Annotated in this window: 11 protein-coding genes; 9 read left to right on the plus strand and 2 right to left on the minus strand. The window is 39.7% G+C overall.

Features of this window, described 5'->3' with window-relative positions; all coding sequences use genetic code 11:
• Nucleotides 1–546 precede the first annotated feature (546 nt).
• Entirely contained in the window at nt 547–2,829 is a 2,283-nt protein-coding gene (locus tag EO119_RS05295) for a ribonucleoside-diphosphate reductase subunit alpha (protein WP_126940926.1), read from the minus strand.
• Nucleotides 2,830–3,763: 934 nt separating this feature from the next.
• On the opposite strand from EO119_RS05295, the gene EO119_RS05300 reads away from it, so the two are divergent.
• The 6 genes from EO119_RS05300 (at nt 3,764) to EO119_RS05325 (ending at nt 10,823) form a co-directional block, all read left to right on the plus strand.
• Nucleotides 3,764–5,482, plus strand: a complete 1,719-nt coding sequence (locus tag EO119_RS05300) for an FAD-binding protein (RefSeq protein WP_126940927.1) — start codon at nt 3,764–3,766, stop codon at nt 5,480–5,482.
• A gap of 1 nt (nt 5,483) precedes the next feature.
• On the plus strand, nt 5,484–6,440 hold the full coding sequence (locus tag EO119_RS05305; RefSeq protein WP_062401129.1) for a succinate dehydrogenase/fumarate reductase iron-sulfur subunit: 957 nt from the start codon (nt 5,484–5,486) through the stop codon (nt 6,438–6,440).
• On the plus strand, nt 6,440–7,312 hold the full coding sequence (locus EO119_RS05310) for a CoB--CoM heterodisulfide reductase iron-sulfur subunit B family protein (RefSeq protein ID WP_126940928.1): 873 nt from the start codon (nt 6,440–6,442) through the stop codon (nt 7,310–7,312). The genes EO119_RS05305 and EO119_RS05310 overlap by 1 nt, the downstream gene beginning before the upstream one ends.
• Before the next feature lie 381 nt (nt 7,313–7,693).
• On the plus strand, nt 7,694–8,956 hold the full coding sequence (locus tag EO119_RS05315; RefSeq protein WP_126940929.1) for a DNA repair protein: 1,263 nt from the start codon (nt 7,694–7,696) through the stop codon (nt 8,954–8,956).
• Nucleotides 8,946–9,278, plus strand: a complete 333-nt coding sequence (locus EO119_RS05320; protein ID WP_240629062.1) for a hypothetical protein — start codon at nt 8,946–8,948, stop codon at nt 9,276–9,278. The genes EO119_RS05315 and EO119_RS05320 overlap by 11 nt, the downstream gene beginning before the upstream one ends.
• A 96-nt stretch (nt 9,279–9,374) precedes the next feature.
• The gene (locus EO119_RS05325; protein ID WP_164725686.1) at nt 9,375–10,823 is read left to right on the plus strand and encodes a glycosyl hydrolase family 28-related protein; all 1,449 of its coding nucleotides are present in this window, start codon (nt 9,375–9,377) and stop codon (nt 10,821–10,823) included.
• 63 nt (nt 10,824–10,886) lie between these two features.
• On the opposite strand, the gene EO119_RS05330 is transcribed toward EO119_RS05325, so the two are convergent.
• Nucleotides 10,887–11,831, minus strand: a complete 945-nt coding sequence (locus EO119_RS05330) for a diacylglycerol kinase family protein (protein ID WP_126940931.1) — start codon at nt 11,829–11,831, stop codon at nt 10,887–10,889.
• Nucleotides 11,832–12,023: 192 nt separating this feature from the next.
• On the opposite strand from EO119_RS05330, the gene EO119_RS05335 reads away from it, so the two are divergent.
• The 3 genes from EO119_RS05335 to EO119_RS05345 all read left to right on the plus strand — a co-directional run bounded on the left by EO119_RS05335 (nt 12,024) and on the right by EO119_RS05345 (nt 15,946).
• Nucleotides 12,024–12,719, plus strand: a complete 696-nt coding sequence (locus tag EO119_RS05335; RefSeq protein WP_009352927.1) for a GntR family transcriptional regulator — start codon at nt 12,024–12,026, stop codon at nt 12,717–12,719.
• 603 nt (nt 12,720–13,322) lie between these two features.
• Nucleotides 13,323–15,074, plus strand: a complete 1,752-nt coding sequence (locus tag EO119_RS05340) for a 2-oxoacid:acceptor oxidoreductase subunit alpha (protein ID WP_009352980.1) — start codon at nt 13,323–13,325, stop codon at nt 15,072–15,074.
• Nucleotides 15,074–15,946, plus strand: coding sequence for a 2-oxoacid:ferredoxin oxidoreductase subunit beta (locus tag EO119_RS05345; protein WP_126940932.1), 873 nt, complete (start codon nt 15,074–15,076; stop codon nt 15,944–15,946). Before EO119_RS05340 ends, EO119_RS05345 begins: the two co-directional genes overlap by 1 nt.
• The last annotated feature ends 484 nt before the right edge of the window (nt 15,947–16,430 follow it).

A 16,430-nucleotide genomic window follows, 5' to 3' on the forward strand; every position in this document is an offset into this window, starting at 1 on the left:
ATCATAAACAAAATACATATCAATCGTACTATATATAATACCTTTAAAATATCAACATATCGCAAATATTTGTGTTATAATAAAACCATAGAAGAGTCATCAACGTGAGTTGGGCTCATCTCTTCCTACCATGGGAGGAGGTGATACTATGACGAAATATGAAAAAATCAGCTTGATCATTTCTATTTTATCATTAGTAGTTAACATTATTGCTTTATATAAATAATGAAAACGCCTAACGTAAAGAGGTATCTCACCACCTCAACACGTTAGGCCATTTCATTTCAACAGTTTTTTGAGATGAGCCTAACGCCACCACACGTTGAAGACTCTTCTTGTTTCTAAGTCAAGTATACCATAGTTACTTACAGAATACAAACATCCTCTCGAAGTAAGGACCCTATTCCGACTACATCTTTGGTGGGGGATTTGCCTAATTCGAAATATACCAAAAGAGCACGGTGTGCCCCGAACAAACATCATAAAATGCCGTTTGTGAGGAGCATGCCGTGCTCTTATATGTATCAGGTTTAACCCCACCAAAGATTAGGAGGAACAGCTAGTGCATTCATCCATTTCTAAGGATTGGTTACGGATATAGTAAATTGTCTTAATGCCTTGTTTATAGGCTTCCACATATAAATCAAGAATTTCTTTTGCTTTCATTTGCGGCGTAATGTACAAATTGAAAGACTGTGCTTGGTCGATGTGGCGTTGGCGGATACCGCAAGCCTTGATAGACCATTGTTGATCAATCGTGTGGGCTTCTTTGTAGAACCACATAGTTTCGTTGCTCAAATCAGGTGCTGTTTTAGGTGTAAAGCTACCTTTTTTCTCTTCAATGAAGAATTTTTTGAAGATAGGATCGATACCAGCTGTGGTATTAGCAATGTTGGATGTACTGCCTGTTGGAGCGATAGCCATTAAGTAACCGTTACGGATACCGTATTTTGCCACATCTGCTCGCAGTTGTTGCCATCTTTCAGAGGTGTAACCACGGCGTTCAAAATATTCTCCCGTTTCCCATTGCGAACCTTTGAAAGCAGGGTAAGCACCTTTTTCTTTCGCTAATTCCATGGATGCCTTGATGGCAGCGTAGGCAATATTTTCAAACAATGTATCAGCTACAGCCAAATGCTCATCGCTTTCCCATTGTACTTTATGTTTTACCAAGTAGTGGTGGTAACCGCTAGTGCCAAGGCCGATAGCGCGATATTTTTCGCTAGTTACGCGTGTTTCAGGCACAGGGAATTGGTTGATAGTAATAACGTTGTCTAACATACGAACTTGTAAGGCGATATTTTCTTCCAATTCTTCGTCAGAGGCTTGACCTAGGTTGATAGAGTTCAAATTACAGGTTACCATGTCCCCTGCTTTTGTGCGAGTCACAATGGAACCATCGTCTTGGATAATTTCTTCATCTAAATCGGTGAAACCAACGTTTTGTGCAATTTCATGGCACAAGTTGGACGCATAAATCATACCTGCATGCTTATTAGGGTTCGCACGGTTCGTCGTATCTCGGAAGAAAATGAAAGGTGTACCAGTTTCTACAGCAGAACGCATGATTTTTTTCATCATATCCAAAGCACTTACTTCGATGCCGTGTAAATCTGGGCTAGCTTCACAAGCTAAATATTTTTCTGTGAACGCTTTATTCGTATCGTCATCGTAATAGTCTTCTAATTGGAAGCCCATTACACGAGATACTTCATGTGGGTCGAATAAAGTGAAGTGTTCACGGTTGATAACACGTTCCATGAAAATATCTGGTACAGATAGAGCAGGGAAGATGTCGTGCGCTTTACGACGGTCATCACCATTGTTCGTACGAAGTTCAACAAATTCGTAGAAATCTTTGTGCCACACGTCAAGTGTTACCGTAGCGCCACCTTTACGTTTTCCTAACTGGTCTACCGCAACGGCAGTATCGTTGTATAAACGAATCCAAGGGATGACACCGCCAGAAGAATTTTTATAGCCACGAATATCGGAGTTCAAGGCACGTACTTTACCAAGATAAATACCAAGAGCGCCACCATGTTTAGAGACACGGGAGAACTTTGCATTCACATCGTAAATGGACCATAGATTATCTTCTACACCAGAAATGAAGCAAGAACTCAATTGATGGAATGGTGTACCAGCATTCGCCAATGTTGGTGTGGCTGTAGTCATTTTTAATTCGCTCATCAAATCATAGAATTTTTTAGCGTAGTAGACTTTTTTGTCCCCTTCGATGACAGCTAAATGCATAGCGATAGCCATGAAACGCTCTTGTGGAAGTTCGTAAATTTCTTTGTTGAAACCTTTCACTAGATAGCGGTCTGCCAATAATTTAATACCTTCATAGTTAAATAAGTAGTCACGTTTTGGCTTGATATAATCGCCTAGTTCTTCTAACTCAGCTTCTGTATATTGTGTTAAGAAAAAGTCTGCATAACGGCCAGCAGCGACTAAGGTTTTTACTAAATCAGTGAAGTTGCCATAACCAAAGGCTTTGTATTTACGGTTAATAGCAGCTTCTTTGTATAAATCGAATAAGTATAGACGAGCAGCCACGAATTGCCAATCTTGGTTCATGCGGTTTACCATGTTGCCAAAACCATCGTCTACTTTTTGGATGACTTTCTCGATGGCAGTTTGAACAAGAGTTTGTTGAATTTGTTTCGTAGTCATGCCGTCCACGAACTGCAATTTACAGTCCATTTCAAGCTCGATAGGGTCACAAGAGTCTAAGCCTAAACAAGCAAAGGCAACCATTTTCTTCGTTTTTTCTACCGACAATGGCTCATAATGGCCATCCCGTTTCTTGATCATAATGCTCATGAAAGTTCTCCCTTTTCTAAAAGTGCAGGATACTTGTATCCATTGTTAAGATTATCCACATATATTGAATATATGTGAAAGCATATCCGTTTGACATATGTATTAGGACTTGACCATAAAAGGGCTCCCATTTACGAATCGCAAATGAGAGTGCATAGATATGTTTTCACACGGACTCAATATCAATATATTGTATAGAGATAAAGTGCTTTGGCACAACATCTTCTAAAATTATACTATATCAGTCATTTTTTCACAACGCCCTCAGCATGTCAAAAATGCATACCATAATGAGGAAAAGATACTTTACAAAATAAAGAGAATGAAAAATTTCGTCGTTTTTGTATAAGATAGTTTGTAGTGGGTACTTTCAGAAAAAGAAAATGGAAAAAAATAGATATGACTTGTAGTCGAGGTGTGATAAAAATCAATATATTGTAATATGAGTTTTAGTAATTTTAATAATGCAAAATAAATATATAAAAGAAAGAAAATAAATTATGAGAAAAACTATCACATAATTAAAATGAGTAATTTTAGAAATAGTAAGAGGAAATTATTTCTAAAGAAACTTTTAATAATGACAAAAAATTATATAACCTAAAAAATTGTGTAATAACAAGATAGTTGGGGGAAAAGATAAAAGTACACTGTATAAGTATAAATTGAATGAGAATTACCTTGAAAATAGTATATTGTTATATACTTACTTAAAACCTATGAAAAACGTTATCAAAACTGCTTAATCCCTTGTAAAAAGGGGGTTTTTAGGGGCTGCTGTGACAATTGTAACACTTTGGAATACCGTATATAATAAGGCTATAGATTGATGCATATATCAGTCATATATGCAGTTAAACATAGTTCCTTATTTTAAGAACAGTATGTAAGAGGTATAGTTCAAAATAAGACAAGTGTTTTTGAGGAGGTACGTATGGAACAATATGATGTTCTCGTAGTAGGTAGTGGTGGAGCAGGCCAACGAGCTGCTTTAGAAGCTGCACGACGTGATGGTTTACGTGTAGCATTGATCACAAAAATTTTCCCAACACGTTCTGCCACAGCAATGGCACAAGGTGGTGTTAATGCGGCGTTAAATAACGTAGCAAAAGAAGACTCCACAGAAGTTCATACATTCGATACTGTAAAAGGTTCTGACTATCTTGGCGACCAAGATGCTATCGAATTCTTCTGTCAACGTTGCCCAGAAGGCGTATTAGAAATGGATTTCATGGGAACTCCTTTCTCTCGTACAGACGAAGGCAAAATCGCACAACGTAACTTTGGTGGACAATCCTATCCACGTACATGCTACAGTGCGGATAAAACTGGTCACGTAATTCTTCATACAACATATGAACAATGTCTTAAAGAAGGCGTACATTTCTTACAAGAATGGTACCTATTAGATATCGTTGTAAAAGACGGTAAAGCTGGTGGTGCTATTATCTGGAATATGAAAAAAGGTAAAGTAGAAATTATCAAAGCTAAATCCATCGTATTATCCACTGGTGGTGCTGGCCGTGTATTCTGGACTCGTACAACTAACCCATTCCTTTCTACTGGTGACGGCATGGCAGTAGCTTTCCGCGCTGGTGTAGGCTTAAAAGATATGGAAATGATCCAATTCCATCCAACTGGTCTTGGTAAAACTGGTATCTTGATGTCCGAAGCTGTTCGTGGTGAAGGCGGATACTTGTTAAACGTTGAGGGCGAACGTTTCATGAAAAAATACGCTCCTAACAAAATGGAATTAGCGTCTCGTGACGTTGTAGCAAAAGCAATCGAAGATGAAATCGCAGCTGGTCGTGGTTTCAATGGTTCTGGCCTTGATGCATACGTAGTAGCTGACCTTCGTCACTTAGGACCTGAAGTTATCATCGAAAAACTTCATGGTATCCGTGACTTGGCTCTTTGCTTTGAACATTGCGATCCTTTAACAGATCCAGTGCCAATTCGTCCTACTTGCCATTACATCATGGGCGGTATCGACGTAGTTGACTACAAAACTTGTGCAACAGAAATCCCTGGTATCTTCGCATCTGGTGAAGCATCTTGTATCTCTATCCATGGTGCTAACCGTTTAGGTGGTAACTCCTTAGCTGACGGCGTTGTATTTGGTAAAGTATCTGGTGCAGGTGCTGCTGATTATGCACAAGCTAGTGCATTTGCAGATTGCGATGCTGAATTGAAAGCAAAAGCTGATGAGTGGGAAGCTAAATTCGTTGAAGTTACATCCCGTACATCTGGTCGTCCAGTAGCTGAAATTCGTGATGAATTAGCTGTGGCGATGTGGAATAAAGTAGGTATCTTCCGTAACGAAGCAGGTATCACAGAAGCTCTTGAAGTGATCGATCGTTTGACAGAAGAATATGAAACTTGCTATGTAGGTGACTCTAACCGTACTTACAATATGGCATTCGTAAACTACGTAGAAATCAAATCTATGTTGACAGTTGCGAAAGCTATCGCTTTGGGCGCTTTACATCGTAAAGAATCTCGTGGCGCTCACGTTCGTGAAGAATTCCCTAAACGTGATGATTCCCAATACTTAAAACACGCTATTTGGAAACTTGGCGAAAATGGCGAATACGTAATGTCCGAACGCGATGTAGTGTTCACTAAATACGAACCACAAGAAAGGAAGTACTAAGATGAGACAAATTACTTATCATATCCACCGCTTTAACGAAGGCCGCGCGTATGTACAGTCTTATACTTTCGATTATGAAGCAGACCGTACTATCCTTTGGGGCTTACAAAAAATTAAAGATACATTAGATCCAACATTAACTTTCGTAGCAGCTTGCCGTTCTGCAGTATGTGGCGCTTGCTCCGTGAAAGTTAACGGTCAAGCAATGCTTGGTTGTGAAGCTAAAATTGATGAAATTACAGAACGTTTCGGTTCTGATGAAATCACAGTAGCTCCAATCGGTAACTTTGATGTAATCCGTGACTTAGTAGTTGACTGGGAAGCAAAAGTTAGCCGCTTGAAAGAAGTAGCTCCTTGGATTTTCGTAAAACCAGAATTCACTACTAAAACTGGTACACGCCAATCTGCTGCAGACTTCAAAAAATTCGTTATGAACACAGAATGTATCCTTTGCGGATGCTGTGCTTCCGAATGTAATAAATTGTCTGCTAACCGTGAAGACTTCTTGGATCCATATGTATATACAAAAGCTAATCGTTTTGTAATGGATTCCCGTGATGTGTCCCCAATGGCACATACCACACCAGCTTTCAATCATGGCTTGTGGAAATGTGTGCATTGTATGAACTGTATCACTCGTTGTCCAAAACATTTGAAACCAGAAAAAGATATTTCCAACCTTCGCCGTGTAGCGACACAAGCAGGCTTGTCCAATAAAGGTACTCGTCATGCTATCGCGTTCAAACAAGACTTGTTAAAAACTGGTCGCCTAAACGAAGTAACAATGAGCTTGAAAACAGACGGATTATTGGATTCCGCAAAACAAGGTCTATACGCTCTTCGTTTATGGAAACATGGCAAAATCAATCCATTCGAATTGGTAGTTCCTCATAAACCAGTGAATGGTATTGAAGGTGTTCGTACAATCGGTCGTGCAGTAGAGGAGGCTGGAAAATAATGAAATACGGATTTTTCCCAGGTTGCGTATTAGAAGGCGCATCTAAAGAAGACTACTTAGCAACCGTTGCAGTAGCGAAAAAATTAGGTATCGAAATCCAAGAATTGGATGGATGGACTTGCTGCGGCGCATCTCATGTTCAAGATATCGATCCATTGTTGACTCTTTCCACTAATGCTCGTAACATTGCGTTAGCTGAAAAAGAAGGCTTAGATATTCTTACAGTTTGTAACACTTGTACTTTAATGCTTCGTGAAGCTAAAAAAGAGCTTGATGACCATGAAGTAACTCGCCAAAAAGTTAACAACATTCTTGGCGAAGCTGGTATGAACTACAAAGGTACTAGCGAAGTAACACATTTCTTGTGGGTACTTATCCGCGAATATGGTTTAGATAATTTGAAAGCAAAAGTGGTTCGTCCATTGACTGGTCTTCGTGTTGCTGAATATTATGGTTGCCATATCCTTCGTCCAGAAGAAGAAATGGGCTTCGAAGATATGCAAATCCCAACAAGCTTGGCAGATTTGATTACAGCATTAGGTGCTACTCCAATCGATTTCTCCCGTAAATTAGATTGCTGTGGTTTCCATGCAGTATATCCTGCACATGATTCTGTAATGCAAATGACTGGTTCTATCAATGCTGATGCGCAAAAAGAAGGTGCTGATTGTGTCGTAACACCATGCCCACTTTGCCAAATGCAATTGGATATGTTCCAAAAAGAAGCAAAAGCAACTGTTCCAATGAATGGTGATATGCCTATCATCCACATGAGCCAATTAATTGGCCTTGCATTGGGTTGCACTCCAGCAGAAATGGGTATGACAGATCGTCACTTGGCAAGCACTGCTTCCTTGAACCGTTTTTTATAATCAGAAATACAATCGTATTACACAAACTTACAACAGGTTGTCCCTCGGGACAACCTGTTTTTTTCGTGCTCATGGAAGCCTTATATTGTAATTGTACATGTCTAACTGTGGCTTATAGGACAAACTGAGTTGGTTTTAATAGGGGTGATCCTGTTTAAATACTGGCTTCGTTGCATGTTAAAGTTGTTTTAAAAACGTTGAGGTCGGATATAATGAGATGTATTTCCTAGTGGTAAACCAAGTCAAATACAGGGGGTATTGTGTAGTAATCTTTTTAAAATATAGTAAATTACTATAACTATTGTAAGATTAATATACCGAACATATATATTGAAAATATAGAACAAATATGCTACCATACTAGTGTGGAGGAGGGATAGTATGGCAGTGTATATGTGTTTAGATTTGAAGAGTTTTTATGCTTCTGTGGAGTGTGCAGATTTGGGGGTAGATCCCTTTACAACTCCATTAGTTGTGGCCGATGCATCACGTGGGCTAGGGGCGATTACACTAGCTATTTCTCCGGCATTAAAGCAATTAGGCGTCAAGAACCGATGTCGGTTGTTTGAGATTCCCTCCACTATTGAGTATATGGCAGTAAAGCCTAGGATGCGACGATATATGGAAGTATCTGCCTCTATTTATAGCGTCTTATTGGACTATGTGGCACCAGAAGATATTCATGTATACTCTATTGATGAGTATTTTATTGATGTGACTCCATATAGCCGATTGTATAAGAAAACATGGCGAGAACTAGCATTGCTCCTCAAATATAAGATATTAGAACAGACTCATATTCATGCTACAGTTGGATTAGGAACTAATTTGTTTTTAGCTAAGGTAGCTCTCGATATGTTGGCCAAGCATGCGCCACAGGGAATTGGTATTCTTAATGAGAAGTTATTTAAAGAAAAAATATGGCATCATCAACCGATTACAGATATTTGGCAAATCGGAAGGGGAATCGCAAACCGGTTACATAAGTATGGTGTAGTGGATTTACATGGTATTACGACTGTGCCTGAGGAACGCTGGTATAAGGAATTTGGGATTAATGCGGAGCTACTCATTGACCATGCTTGGGGGCGTGAGACGTGCACTATGAAAGAGATTCATGCCTATCGACCAGCGAAACACTCTTTGTCGAGAGGGCAAATTTTACTGAGGAATTATACTTACGAAGAGTGTTTTGTGCCTCTTCGGGAGATGGTGGAATCTTTATTGTTGGAACTGATTGCAGAGAAAGCGCTGACAAAATATATTTCCTTAGGGGTGCGGTATGCAGATAGAATGGTGAAAGGTACCGGTGGATCACGACGATTATCGAAGTATACGTGCTCCTTAGAGGGACTTTCACAGGCAGTATTGGAACTGTATAAAAAAACTACTCACCCTCATCAAGAGATTCGGCAGTTATCGGTGGGATTTGATGATTTGGTTAGTCGTGAGGCGGTACCTTGGGAAGAAGATTTGTTTTCTACGTCTCAGGATAGAGAAGAAAAAGCATACCAAGTGGAGCGGACTGTATTGTCGATTAAGGAAAAGTTTGGCGGTAATTCCATACTTCGTGCTAGCAGTTTGCAAGAAGAGGGGACCATGCAGTTTCGTAACACCTTGGTGGGAGGGCATAATGCAACATAAACGACCGAAGATGACATTGTTACAGAGGGCTAAACAATTTATGCCCTTTGCTGCATTGAAAGGATTTCAAGAGTTATTGGAGGAAACTGCACGATATAAAGAGAATCGTAAAGAACTTTCAGAGGAGCAATTGGAAGTATTGGATACACAGTGTAAGGGGCTAGTGATAGGGGACGTAGTTAGTGTAGTCTATTACAATGGACGAGTTTATGATACGGTGCAAGGGCGATTACAACAGATTGATACAGTGTATCGAACGATGACGGTAGGAGATGTGCTTGTACCTATGTCTCATATTATGCGGGTTACCATCATCGGTTGAGTATTGACCATTTTTGTAAATCATGTAGAATGGTACATATAAGCTATGTGCTAGATATGCGAGCCATAGCGAACACATGAGAACAGGATGGACATAATGAAACAAAAACGATATAGAACCTATGGGTGGTGGGCTATAGGATTGAGTCTAATCTTGGCTTTTCTAGGGTTAGGCTGGAATATGTATGTGAAATATACAACGCCGGTGACGAAATATGTGGTAGAAGCAGGCGATTTTGAATTGCAAATCCCTAAGTTAGGCACAACTAGTACAACTATCTCTTTAGCTTGGAATCCAGTAAATGATGAACGATTGGTGGGATATGATATTTACGTTAATCAAGAAAAAGTGAAAGAAATTCGTCCTAGTGCAAAGGACGTATCTATCATTCCTAGAATAGAGTTGAAGGGACTAGAATCTGATACAGTATACTTAGTGCAAGTAAAAGCTGTAGATGATACGGGCTCTACCTTGTTTGATTCTTCCAAGATACCAGTCAAAACATTACCTCAAGAACCGCGTTTAGAGGCTACCGCCTATGGCGCAGTAGGAGATGGAATCACGGACAATACGTTAGCATTACAAAAAGCGATACGTGATACCCCAGCGGGAGGTATCTTACATATTAGTAAAGGTGTATATCTCACAGGAACGCTATTCTTGCACAGTTATATGACCTTAGAATTAGATGAGGATGCTGTACTGATGGCGGTTAATAATAGCTCTGCCTTTGTGAAACCTAATTATGTGGTGACAGGAGGTACGCCATATTTAGGACTTTTACAGTTAGAAGGCGATGAGCAAGGACCTATCGAAAACGTTGTCATTCGTGGTGGTACTATTGATGGATATGGATGGAAAGAAGACCTTTTACAAGAGGAGAATACACCTGAAGCGGATGCAGTGACGCAAGATGTGCTTGATCATACTGGTTTATTAAGTAAGTCGGAAGTACAAGCTGCTATGCGTAGAGGGGCTAGTTATGAAAAAGGTAATTCTACACGGTCTTCTTTAGTGGTTATCCATCATGGTAAGGATATTTTTCTGAAAAATACGGTGTTAAGAAATGCATCAGCTCATATGGTGGAGGCTACACAAGTGGATCAACTAAGCATCCAAGAGGTGCGTATGGAAGGTAGGCACAGTGGTGATGGCTTACATTGGGATGGTGTAGGGTTACTGACACAGAATCTTGTGATGGAACGTATGCAACAAGGGATTGTGGTATTAGCAGGACACCCTGTAGGATCCAGTGTAACGGAGCAGTGGAATGCGTACAATTTACAGATTCATCATAGTCGTGTAGGCATTGTCTTTACTAATACAGGAAATACTTGGATTCAACATATGTATTTACAAGGATTGACTATGGAAGATGTACTACTCGCTATGCGTGTTCGTGAGACTACAACCATAGGAGGCGGCATTCGTGATATTGTGGTACGAGATACTCAACTGCGAGGGATTGCACAACAAATAGATATAGGAAACAGACGAAATAGTCCTACAGAATGGATTCATACTACTGTAGAGCCCCTAAATTAACAAATAATAAAGGAGAGTTGATGTATCAACTCTCCTTTGCTATAAGTATTTTATCTCTTGAGATTAGATTTGTTTTTGTAATGGATTGTAGAATAATCCCTGTGTTTTTTTGCGGCGCTTATTAGGTACGTAGACTTGTAAAAACTTAGGCAATACTTCTAAGTCTACTGGTGCATCAGGTCCGATATCGCCATCCATATTGGTGGACGCATCCATGGTGTCACACACTTCGATGCGAGCTTGTTTGACTTTTAATATGGTTACATATTTTGAATTATAAATAGAACCACTTAGAATGAGTGGCAAGATGAAGAATAGGTTCATGATGAAGTATTCTTTGAAAATAATAATCCGCATATACCCATCATCTACGGAAGCAGTAGGCATAAAATGTTCAAAGCTAGATACCACATTGGTCAATAAGGCGATGACCAATGGGGACATAAATTCTTGGGTCCCTTCTTCGGTAGTGATGCGGAACTTATAATCCTTGGTTGTAAATAAAGCTTGTCCACCTTTGGCAAAGTAGGCTAAGGGGCCCAGTAATTGTTTTTCTTTTGGCGTGACAGAGGCCACAACCTCAGGGATGACCCCAATGGCGATATTGTTGCAAAAAAACGAATCGTTACAACGACCTACATCGACATGGCGAATGGTACTATTTTTTAAGCCGTGAATAGCTTCTAATGGTTGTAAGGGGATGCCCAAAGCACGGCTCATATCATTGACAGTGCCAAGGGGAATGAAACCGAATTTAGAGCGACAGCCAGCTTTCACAATACCATTGACAGTTTCATTGATGGTGCCATCACCGCCCATACAAAAGATAGCATCGAACCCTTCGTTGGAGGCTTCGATGGCGAAGCGGGTGGCGTCGCCGGATTGTCGGGTAAATTTTACTTCTAAGCGATCAAAGAGCGCGCTTAGTTGCCATTGTAGTTCCATTACGTATCGGCGAGCCCGACCGCCACCTGATACAGGGTTTATAATAATTAGACAACGACTCATGGTTGATTCCTATGTTAAACATAAATATAGTAGTTATTACTATTATAGCATAGGAAATTTAATTGTGGGAAAGGGTTGTTTCTGTAGATTTCATTGATTTTTAGGACCTACTTCACGTATAATGAAAGAAATGTGTTACGTATGCCAGACTAGGTGAAAATATAGAAAAGTAACATCCTGGAGGGGGATTTGATGGATAAGACGGAAGAGTATCGTTTGCATAGTATTGACTCAATTGGGCGACTGCCGTTGAGTGAGCAAGTATATATGTCGCTAAAGCAAGCCATTTTAACGGGTTCTTTAAAGCCAAAAATGAAATTAAGTGAAGTGCGTATTGCAGAGCAATTAAATGTGAGTGCCACACCGGTACGTGAAGCATTTCGTAAATTAGCAAAAGATAATTTGGTGGTTATCAAGCCATGGAAAGGTGTGACGGTAAAAGGTTATTCTCCAGAAGAGATTGTAGCCATGTATCAATGTCGTGAAGTAATGGAAGGCTTGGGTGCTAGACTTTGTGCAGAACGATGCACAGAGGAGCAACTAGTAGAGTTACAAGAAGTGTGTGATGCAGGGATTCACACGGAAGATCCAGAAGAACGGGTAGCTATTAATAGTCGCTTTCATACGTTAATTGCAGAATTTTCTGGAAATGATCGTGTAGCAGATTATCTAGCAGATTTTCGGGAAATGGTCAATCGCGATATGTACATCAGTACATCAGATAAAACACGAACAATCTCTTGTGATCTAGAACATCAACAAATTATGGAAGCTATCCATGATCGCAATGGACAGCTGGCAGAAGAACGAATGCGAGCTCATGTACGGAATGCGTTTGTATTTAAAAAGGCTCATGCAGAGTTATTAGCAAAACAGAAAGAGAAGTAAATATCCTATTGAAAGAATATTAATAGGCTATAATATAAATATTTTATAATGTTATATGTAAAAAATATATAAAAAAGCTTTGAATTTATGGTTCATGTGTTTACTTTTAAAGTATCATTTGCTATAATAACTCAGGCAAAGGGTTCACACTACCTTTGCTAGATAAAGATCTCTCTCTTTATATACCTAACTTACAATAGGGAAGGGTTTATCTTATACCTTCCCAGGTAAAAGACCCTACTTTTACCGAAGGGGCGCCCCCCATTGCCCCAACAAAACATTTGAAGCTATTTCAAATGTTCTCTCTCTTTTTTCTCAAATACAAAGACCTCGGCTGTATTCTCTTGGCCGAGGTTTTTGTATTTTTTGCTTATAGGGAATGTCTATATATAGAGAGTATTATATATGTTTAGAAAATAGATGTATAAATAGTCTTTAAGTGGCGCAAAAATAGTTTATAAATATAGGGAATATGATTGATGAAAAACGGTAAAAATGCTATTATTAAAGATGAACTTTGAGAGATTGATGTGTATCGAAAACACTTAATAAATAACAGTCTTTCTGTGGTCCTATATTACAATCCTAAGGAGGGTGAATCTCTTGCAAAAACGTAAAGATTTTATCTGGAAAATGGGCGGTCAGCAAGGTGAAGGTATTGAAAGCTGTGGCGAAATTTTAGCTACTATTCTTGCCAAAGAAGGTTATTCCTTGTACAGCCAACGTTTGTTTGCATCTCGTATCAAAGGTGGTCATACAACATTTGCATTACGTATCGCATTAGAACAAATTATGACAGTAGGCGAGCATATCGATTTCTTGGTAGCGCTTGACCAAGAAACTGTAGATATGCACGGTAAAGAAGTACGTGAAGGTGGCTTTATCATTTGCGATAGCAAAGTAAATCCTAATTTTGAAGCTTTCACAGGCACAGGTGTGACTTGTTTGGCCTTGCCAATTTCTGAAACGGCATTACAACAAGGTTCCTTGTTGATGCGTAACATCGTAGCATTGGGGATGTCTGTTGCCTTATTAGGCTTTGAAACAGAATTATTCTTAACAGCCATTAAAGCTCGCTTTGCGAAAAAATCCGAAGATATTATTAACAAAAACTTACAAGCATTCCAATTGGGTTATGATCTTGTAAAAGAACAATTGGGTGATGTAGAAGTAGATACATTGGACAAACCAACACCAAAAGATCAAATGTTCTTACTTGGTAATGAAGCCTTAGCATTAGGTGCGATTGCAGCGGGATCCCGTTTTATGGCGTCCTACCCAATTACACCGGCTTCTGAAGTAATGGAATACATGATTAAGAAAATGGATAAAGTTGGTTCTACTGTGGTACAAACAGAAGATGAGATTGCGGCATGTATGATGGCTATGGGTGGTGTATACGCTGGTGTTCGTGGCTTTACATGTACATCTGGCCCTGGCTTGAGCTTGATGGCGGAGTCTTTATCCATGGCATCTATGGCTGAATTGCCAATGCTTATCATCGATGTACAACGTTCTGGCCCATCTACAGGCATGGCTACAAAAGTAGAAACATCCGATATCGATGCAGCTTGCTACAATGCGCATGGCGATTATTCCAATATCGTTATCGCACCTACAAGCATTGAAGAATGTTTCTACGAAATTCAACATGCCTTCAACTTGGCAGAACAATACCAATGTCCAGTTATTTTCATGCCTGATTTACAACAAGGCTTGAATAAACAATCTGTACCAACATTCGATTTGAACCGTGTTGGTATTGAACGTGGTAATTTAATGAAAGAAGAAGAATTGCCAGCATTGGAAAATCCTAAGTATTTCAAACGTTTTGAAATTACTGAAAGTGGTATTTCCCCTCGTACTATCCCAGGTATGAAAAATGGGCTATTCTTGTCTACTGGTCTAGAGCATAACGAAGAAGGTAAACCAGCAGAAGCACCTTCTATGCACGTGGCACAAACAGATAAACGTTTCCGTAAATTATCTACAGTAGCAGATGTATATGAACCATTCTTAAACAATGCAAAACATGAGGAAGCAGATGTTCTTGTCATCGGTATTAACTCTAGCCGTGGTGCTATTGAAGAAGCTGTGGTGGAATTAGAGGCAGAAGGCCATAAAGTGAACCATTTACAACTTCGCTTGATTAAACCATTCCCGAAAGAACAATTGCTACCATTCTATAACAGTGCTAAAAAAGTTGTGATCTGCGAACAAAATGCGACAGGTCAATTGACTAACTTATTCCGCATCAACATGCCGAATAAAGAAAAACTTTCTAGTTGCTTAAAATATGATGGTAATCCATTTACAACATCTTATGTAAAAGCAGCAATTAAGGAGGTTTTATAATGGCTACAGCAAATGAATATAGAAATGATATCCGCCCTAACTGGTGCCCAGGTTGTGGTCATTATGGGGTACAAGCAGCCATCGCTGATGCAGTAGCTGCTCTTGATATTGCGCCTGAAAAATTGGCTGTTATCTCTGGTATCGGTTGTTCTAGCCGTATCGGTGGTTACTTCTATGCCTATGGTGCGCATACAACACATGGTCGTGCACTTCCTTATGCACAAGGTGTGAAATTAGCAAATGAAGATATGAACGTTGTGGTTTGCGGTGGTGACGGTGATGCCTTTGCTATCGGTATGGGTCATACGATCCATGCGTTCAAACGTAATGTAAATATTACGTATGTGGTTATGGATAACCATGTATATGGTTTGACAAAAGGCCAAACATCTCCTCGTTCTGATGTGGGATTTGTGACAAAAACATCTCCACATGGTTCTTTTGAAAGTCCATTGCCAATCTGTGAAACAGCCATTGCTTCTGGTGCTACTTTCGTAGCACAAAGCTACATGGTAAACCGTGCACAATTGGTGGATTTAATTAAACAAGGTATGCAACATGAAGGATTCTCTTTCATCAACGTGTTCAGCCCTTGCGTAACGTACAATAAACAAAATGGCTATGATTACTTCAAAGATAATTTGGTGAACTTGCCAGAAGGTTACGATCCAACAAACCGTGCACAAGCATTCGCTACATTAGGTGAAACTAATGGTCTTGTAACAGGTTTGATTTATCAAGATACAACAAAACCATCTTTTGAACAAGCGTTATATGCTGCTAACGGTGGTCCACATGCTCGTGCATTAGTACATGACGTGGTGAAACCAGATGCAGAGATGTTTGCAGCTCTTTGCAACGAGTTCAAATAGAAACGACATATCTCGGTTGAGGATATAGATGTGCGAAAAGCCGTACAACTTCAGAAAACTGCCCTACGCGAAAGTTTTCTTGAAGTTATACGGCTTTTTTTGCATTATCGTATTGTGTGGCGAGATATGTTGTTTCTACTGGGGGGACTCGAGGGGGAGGGAAAAGCCGCAGCGCTTCTGAAAACTGGGTGAAAGTTTTTAGTAAGCATTACGGCTTTTCTTGAGGGGGATGTTGTTAGAGTCTGTGATATGTTTGCCATATTTATTTTATAGTTTGTGAATTTTTGCTATACTGTAGATGTTACCTCCCCGATACTGGTGACAGGAAGGGGGTGAACCAATGGACTTCTTAATCAGCTTTACAATCTCTGTTATGGCAGGAATAGTTAGTTATTATTTTTGCAAATGGCTAGACAGGAGATTTAAGGGTAACTAGCCTAATATGGAGGTAGCTCTCCAAAAAAAGCAGAAACCCCACAGCTGC

It is taken from the genome of Veillonella sp. CNR 79/14, from assembly GCF_003992185.1.
GTDB lineage: Bacteria > Bacillota > Negativicutes > Veillonellales > Veillonellaceae > F0422.

What these genes read in the sequence shown, in the direction of transcription:
- EO119_RS05295 (WP_126940926.1), bottom strand. Translation starts at nt 2,829, where the DNA reads ATGAGCATTATGATCAAGAAACGGGATGGCCATTATGAGCCATTGTCG.
- EO119_RS05300 (WP_126940927.1), top strand. Translation starts at nt 3,764, where the DNA reads ATGGAACAATATGATGTTCTCGTAGTAGGTAGTGGTGGAGCAGGCCAA.
- EO119_RS05305 (WP_062401129.1), top strand. Translation starts at nt 5,484, where the DNA reads ATGAGACAAATTACTTATCATATCCACCGCTTTAACGAAGGCCGCGCG.
- EO119_RS05310 (WP_126940928.1), top strand. Translation starts at nt 6,440, where the DNA reads ATGAAATACGGATTTTTCCCAGGTTGCGTATTAGAAGGCGCATCTAAA.
- EO119_RS05315 (WP_126940929.1), top strand. Translation starts at nt 7,694, where the DNA reads ATGGCAGTGTATATGTGTTTAGATTTGAAGAGTTTTTATGCTTCTGTG.
- EO119_RS05320 (WP_240629062.1), top strand. Translation starts at nt 8,946, where the DNA reads ATGCAACATAAACGACCGAAGATGACATTGTTACAGAGGGCTAAACAA.
- EO119_RS05325 (WP_164725686.1), top strand. Translation starts at nt 9,375, where the DNA reads ATGAAACAAAAACGATATAGAACCTATGGGTGGTGGGCTATAGGATTG.
- EO119_RS05330 (WP_126940931.1), bottom strand. Translation starts at nt 11,831, where the DNA reads ATGAGTCGTTGTCTAATTATTATAAACCCTGTATCAGGTGGCGGTCGG.
- EO119_RS05335 (WP_009352927.1), top strand. Translation starts at nt 12,024, where the DNA reads ATGGATAAGACGGAAGAGTATCGTTTGCATAGTATTGACTCAATTGGG.
- EO119_RS05345 (WP_126940932.1), top strand. Translation starts at nt 15,074, where the DNA reads ATGGCTACAGCAAATGAATATAGAAATGATATCCGCCCTAACTGGTGC.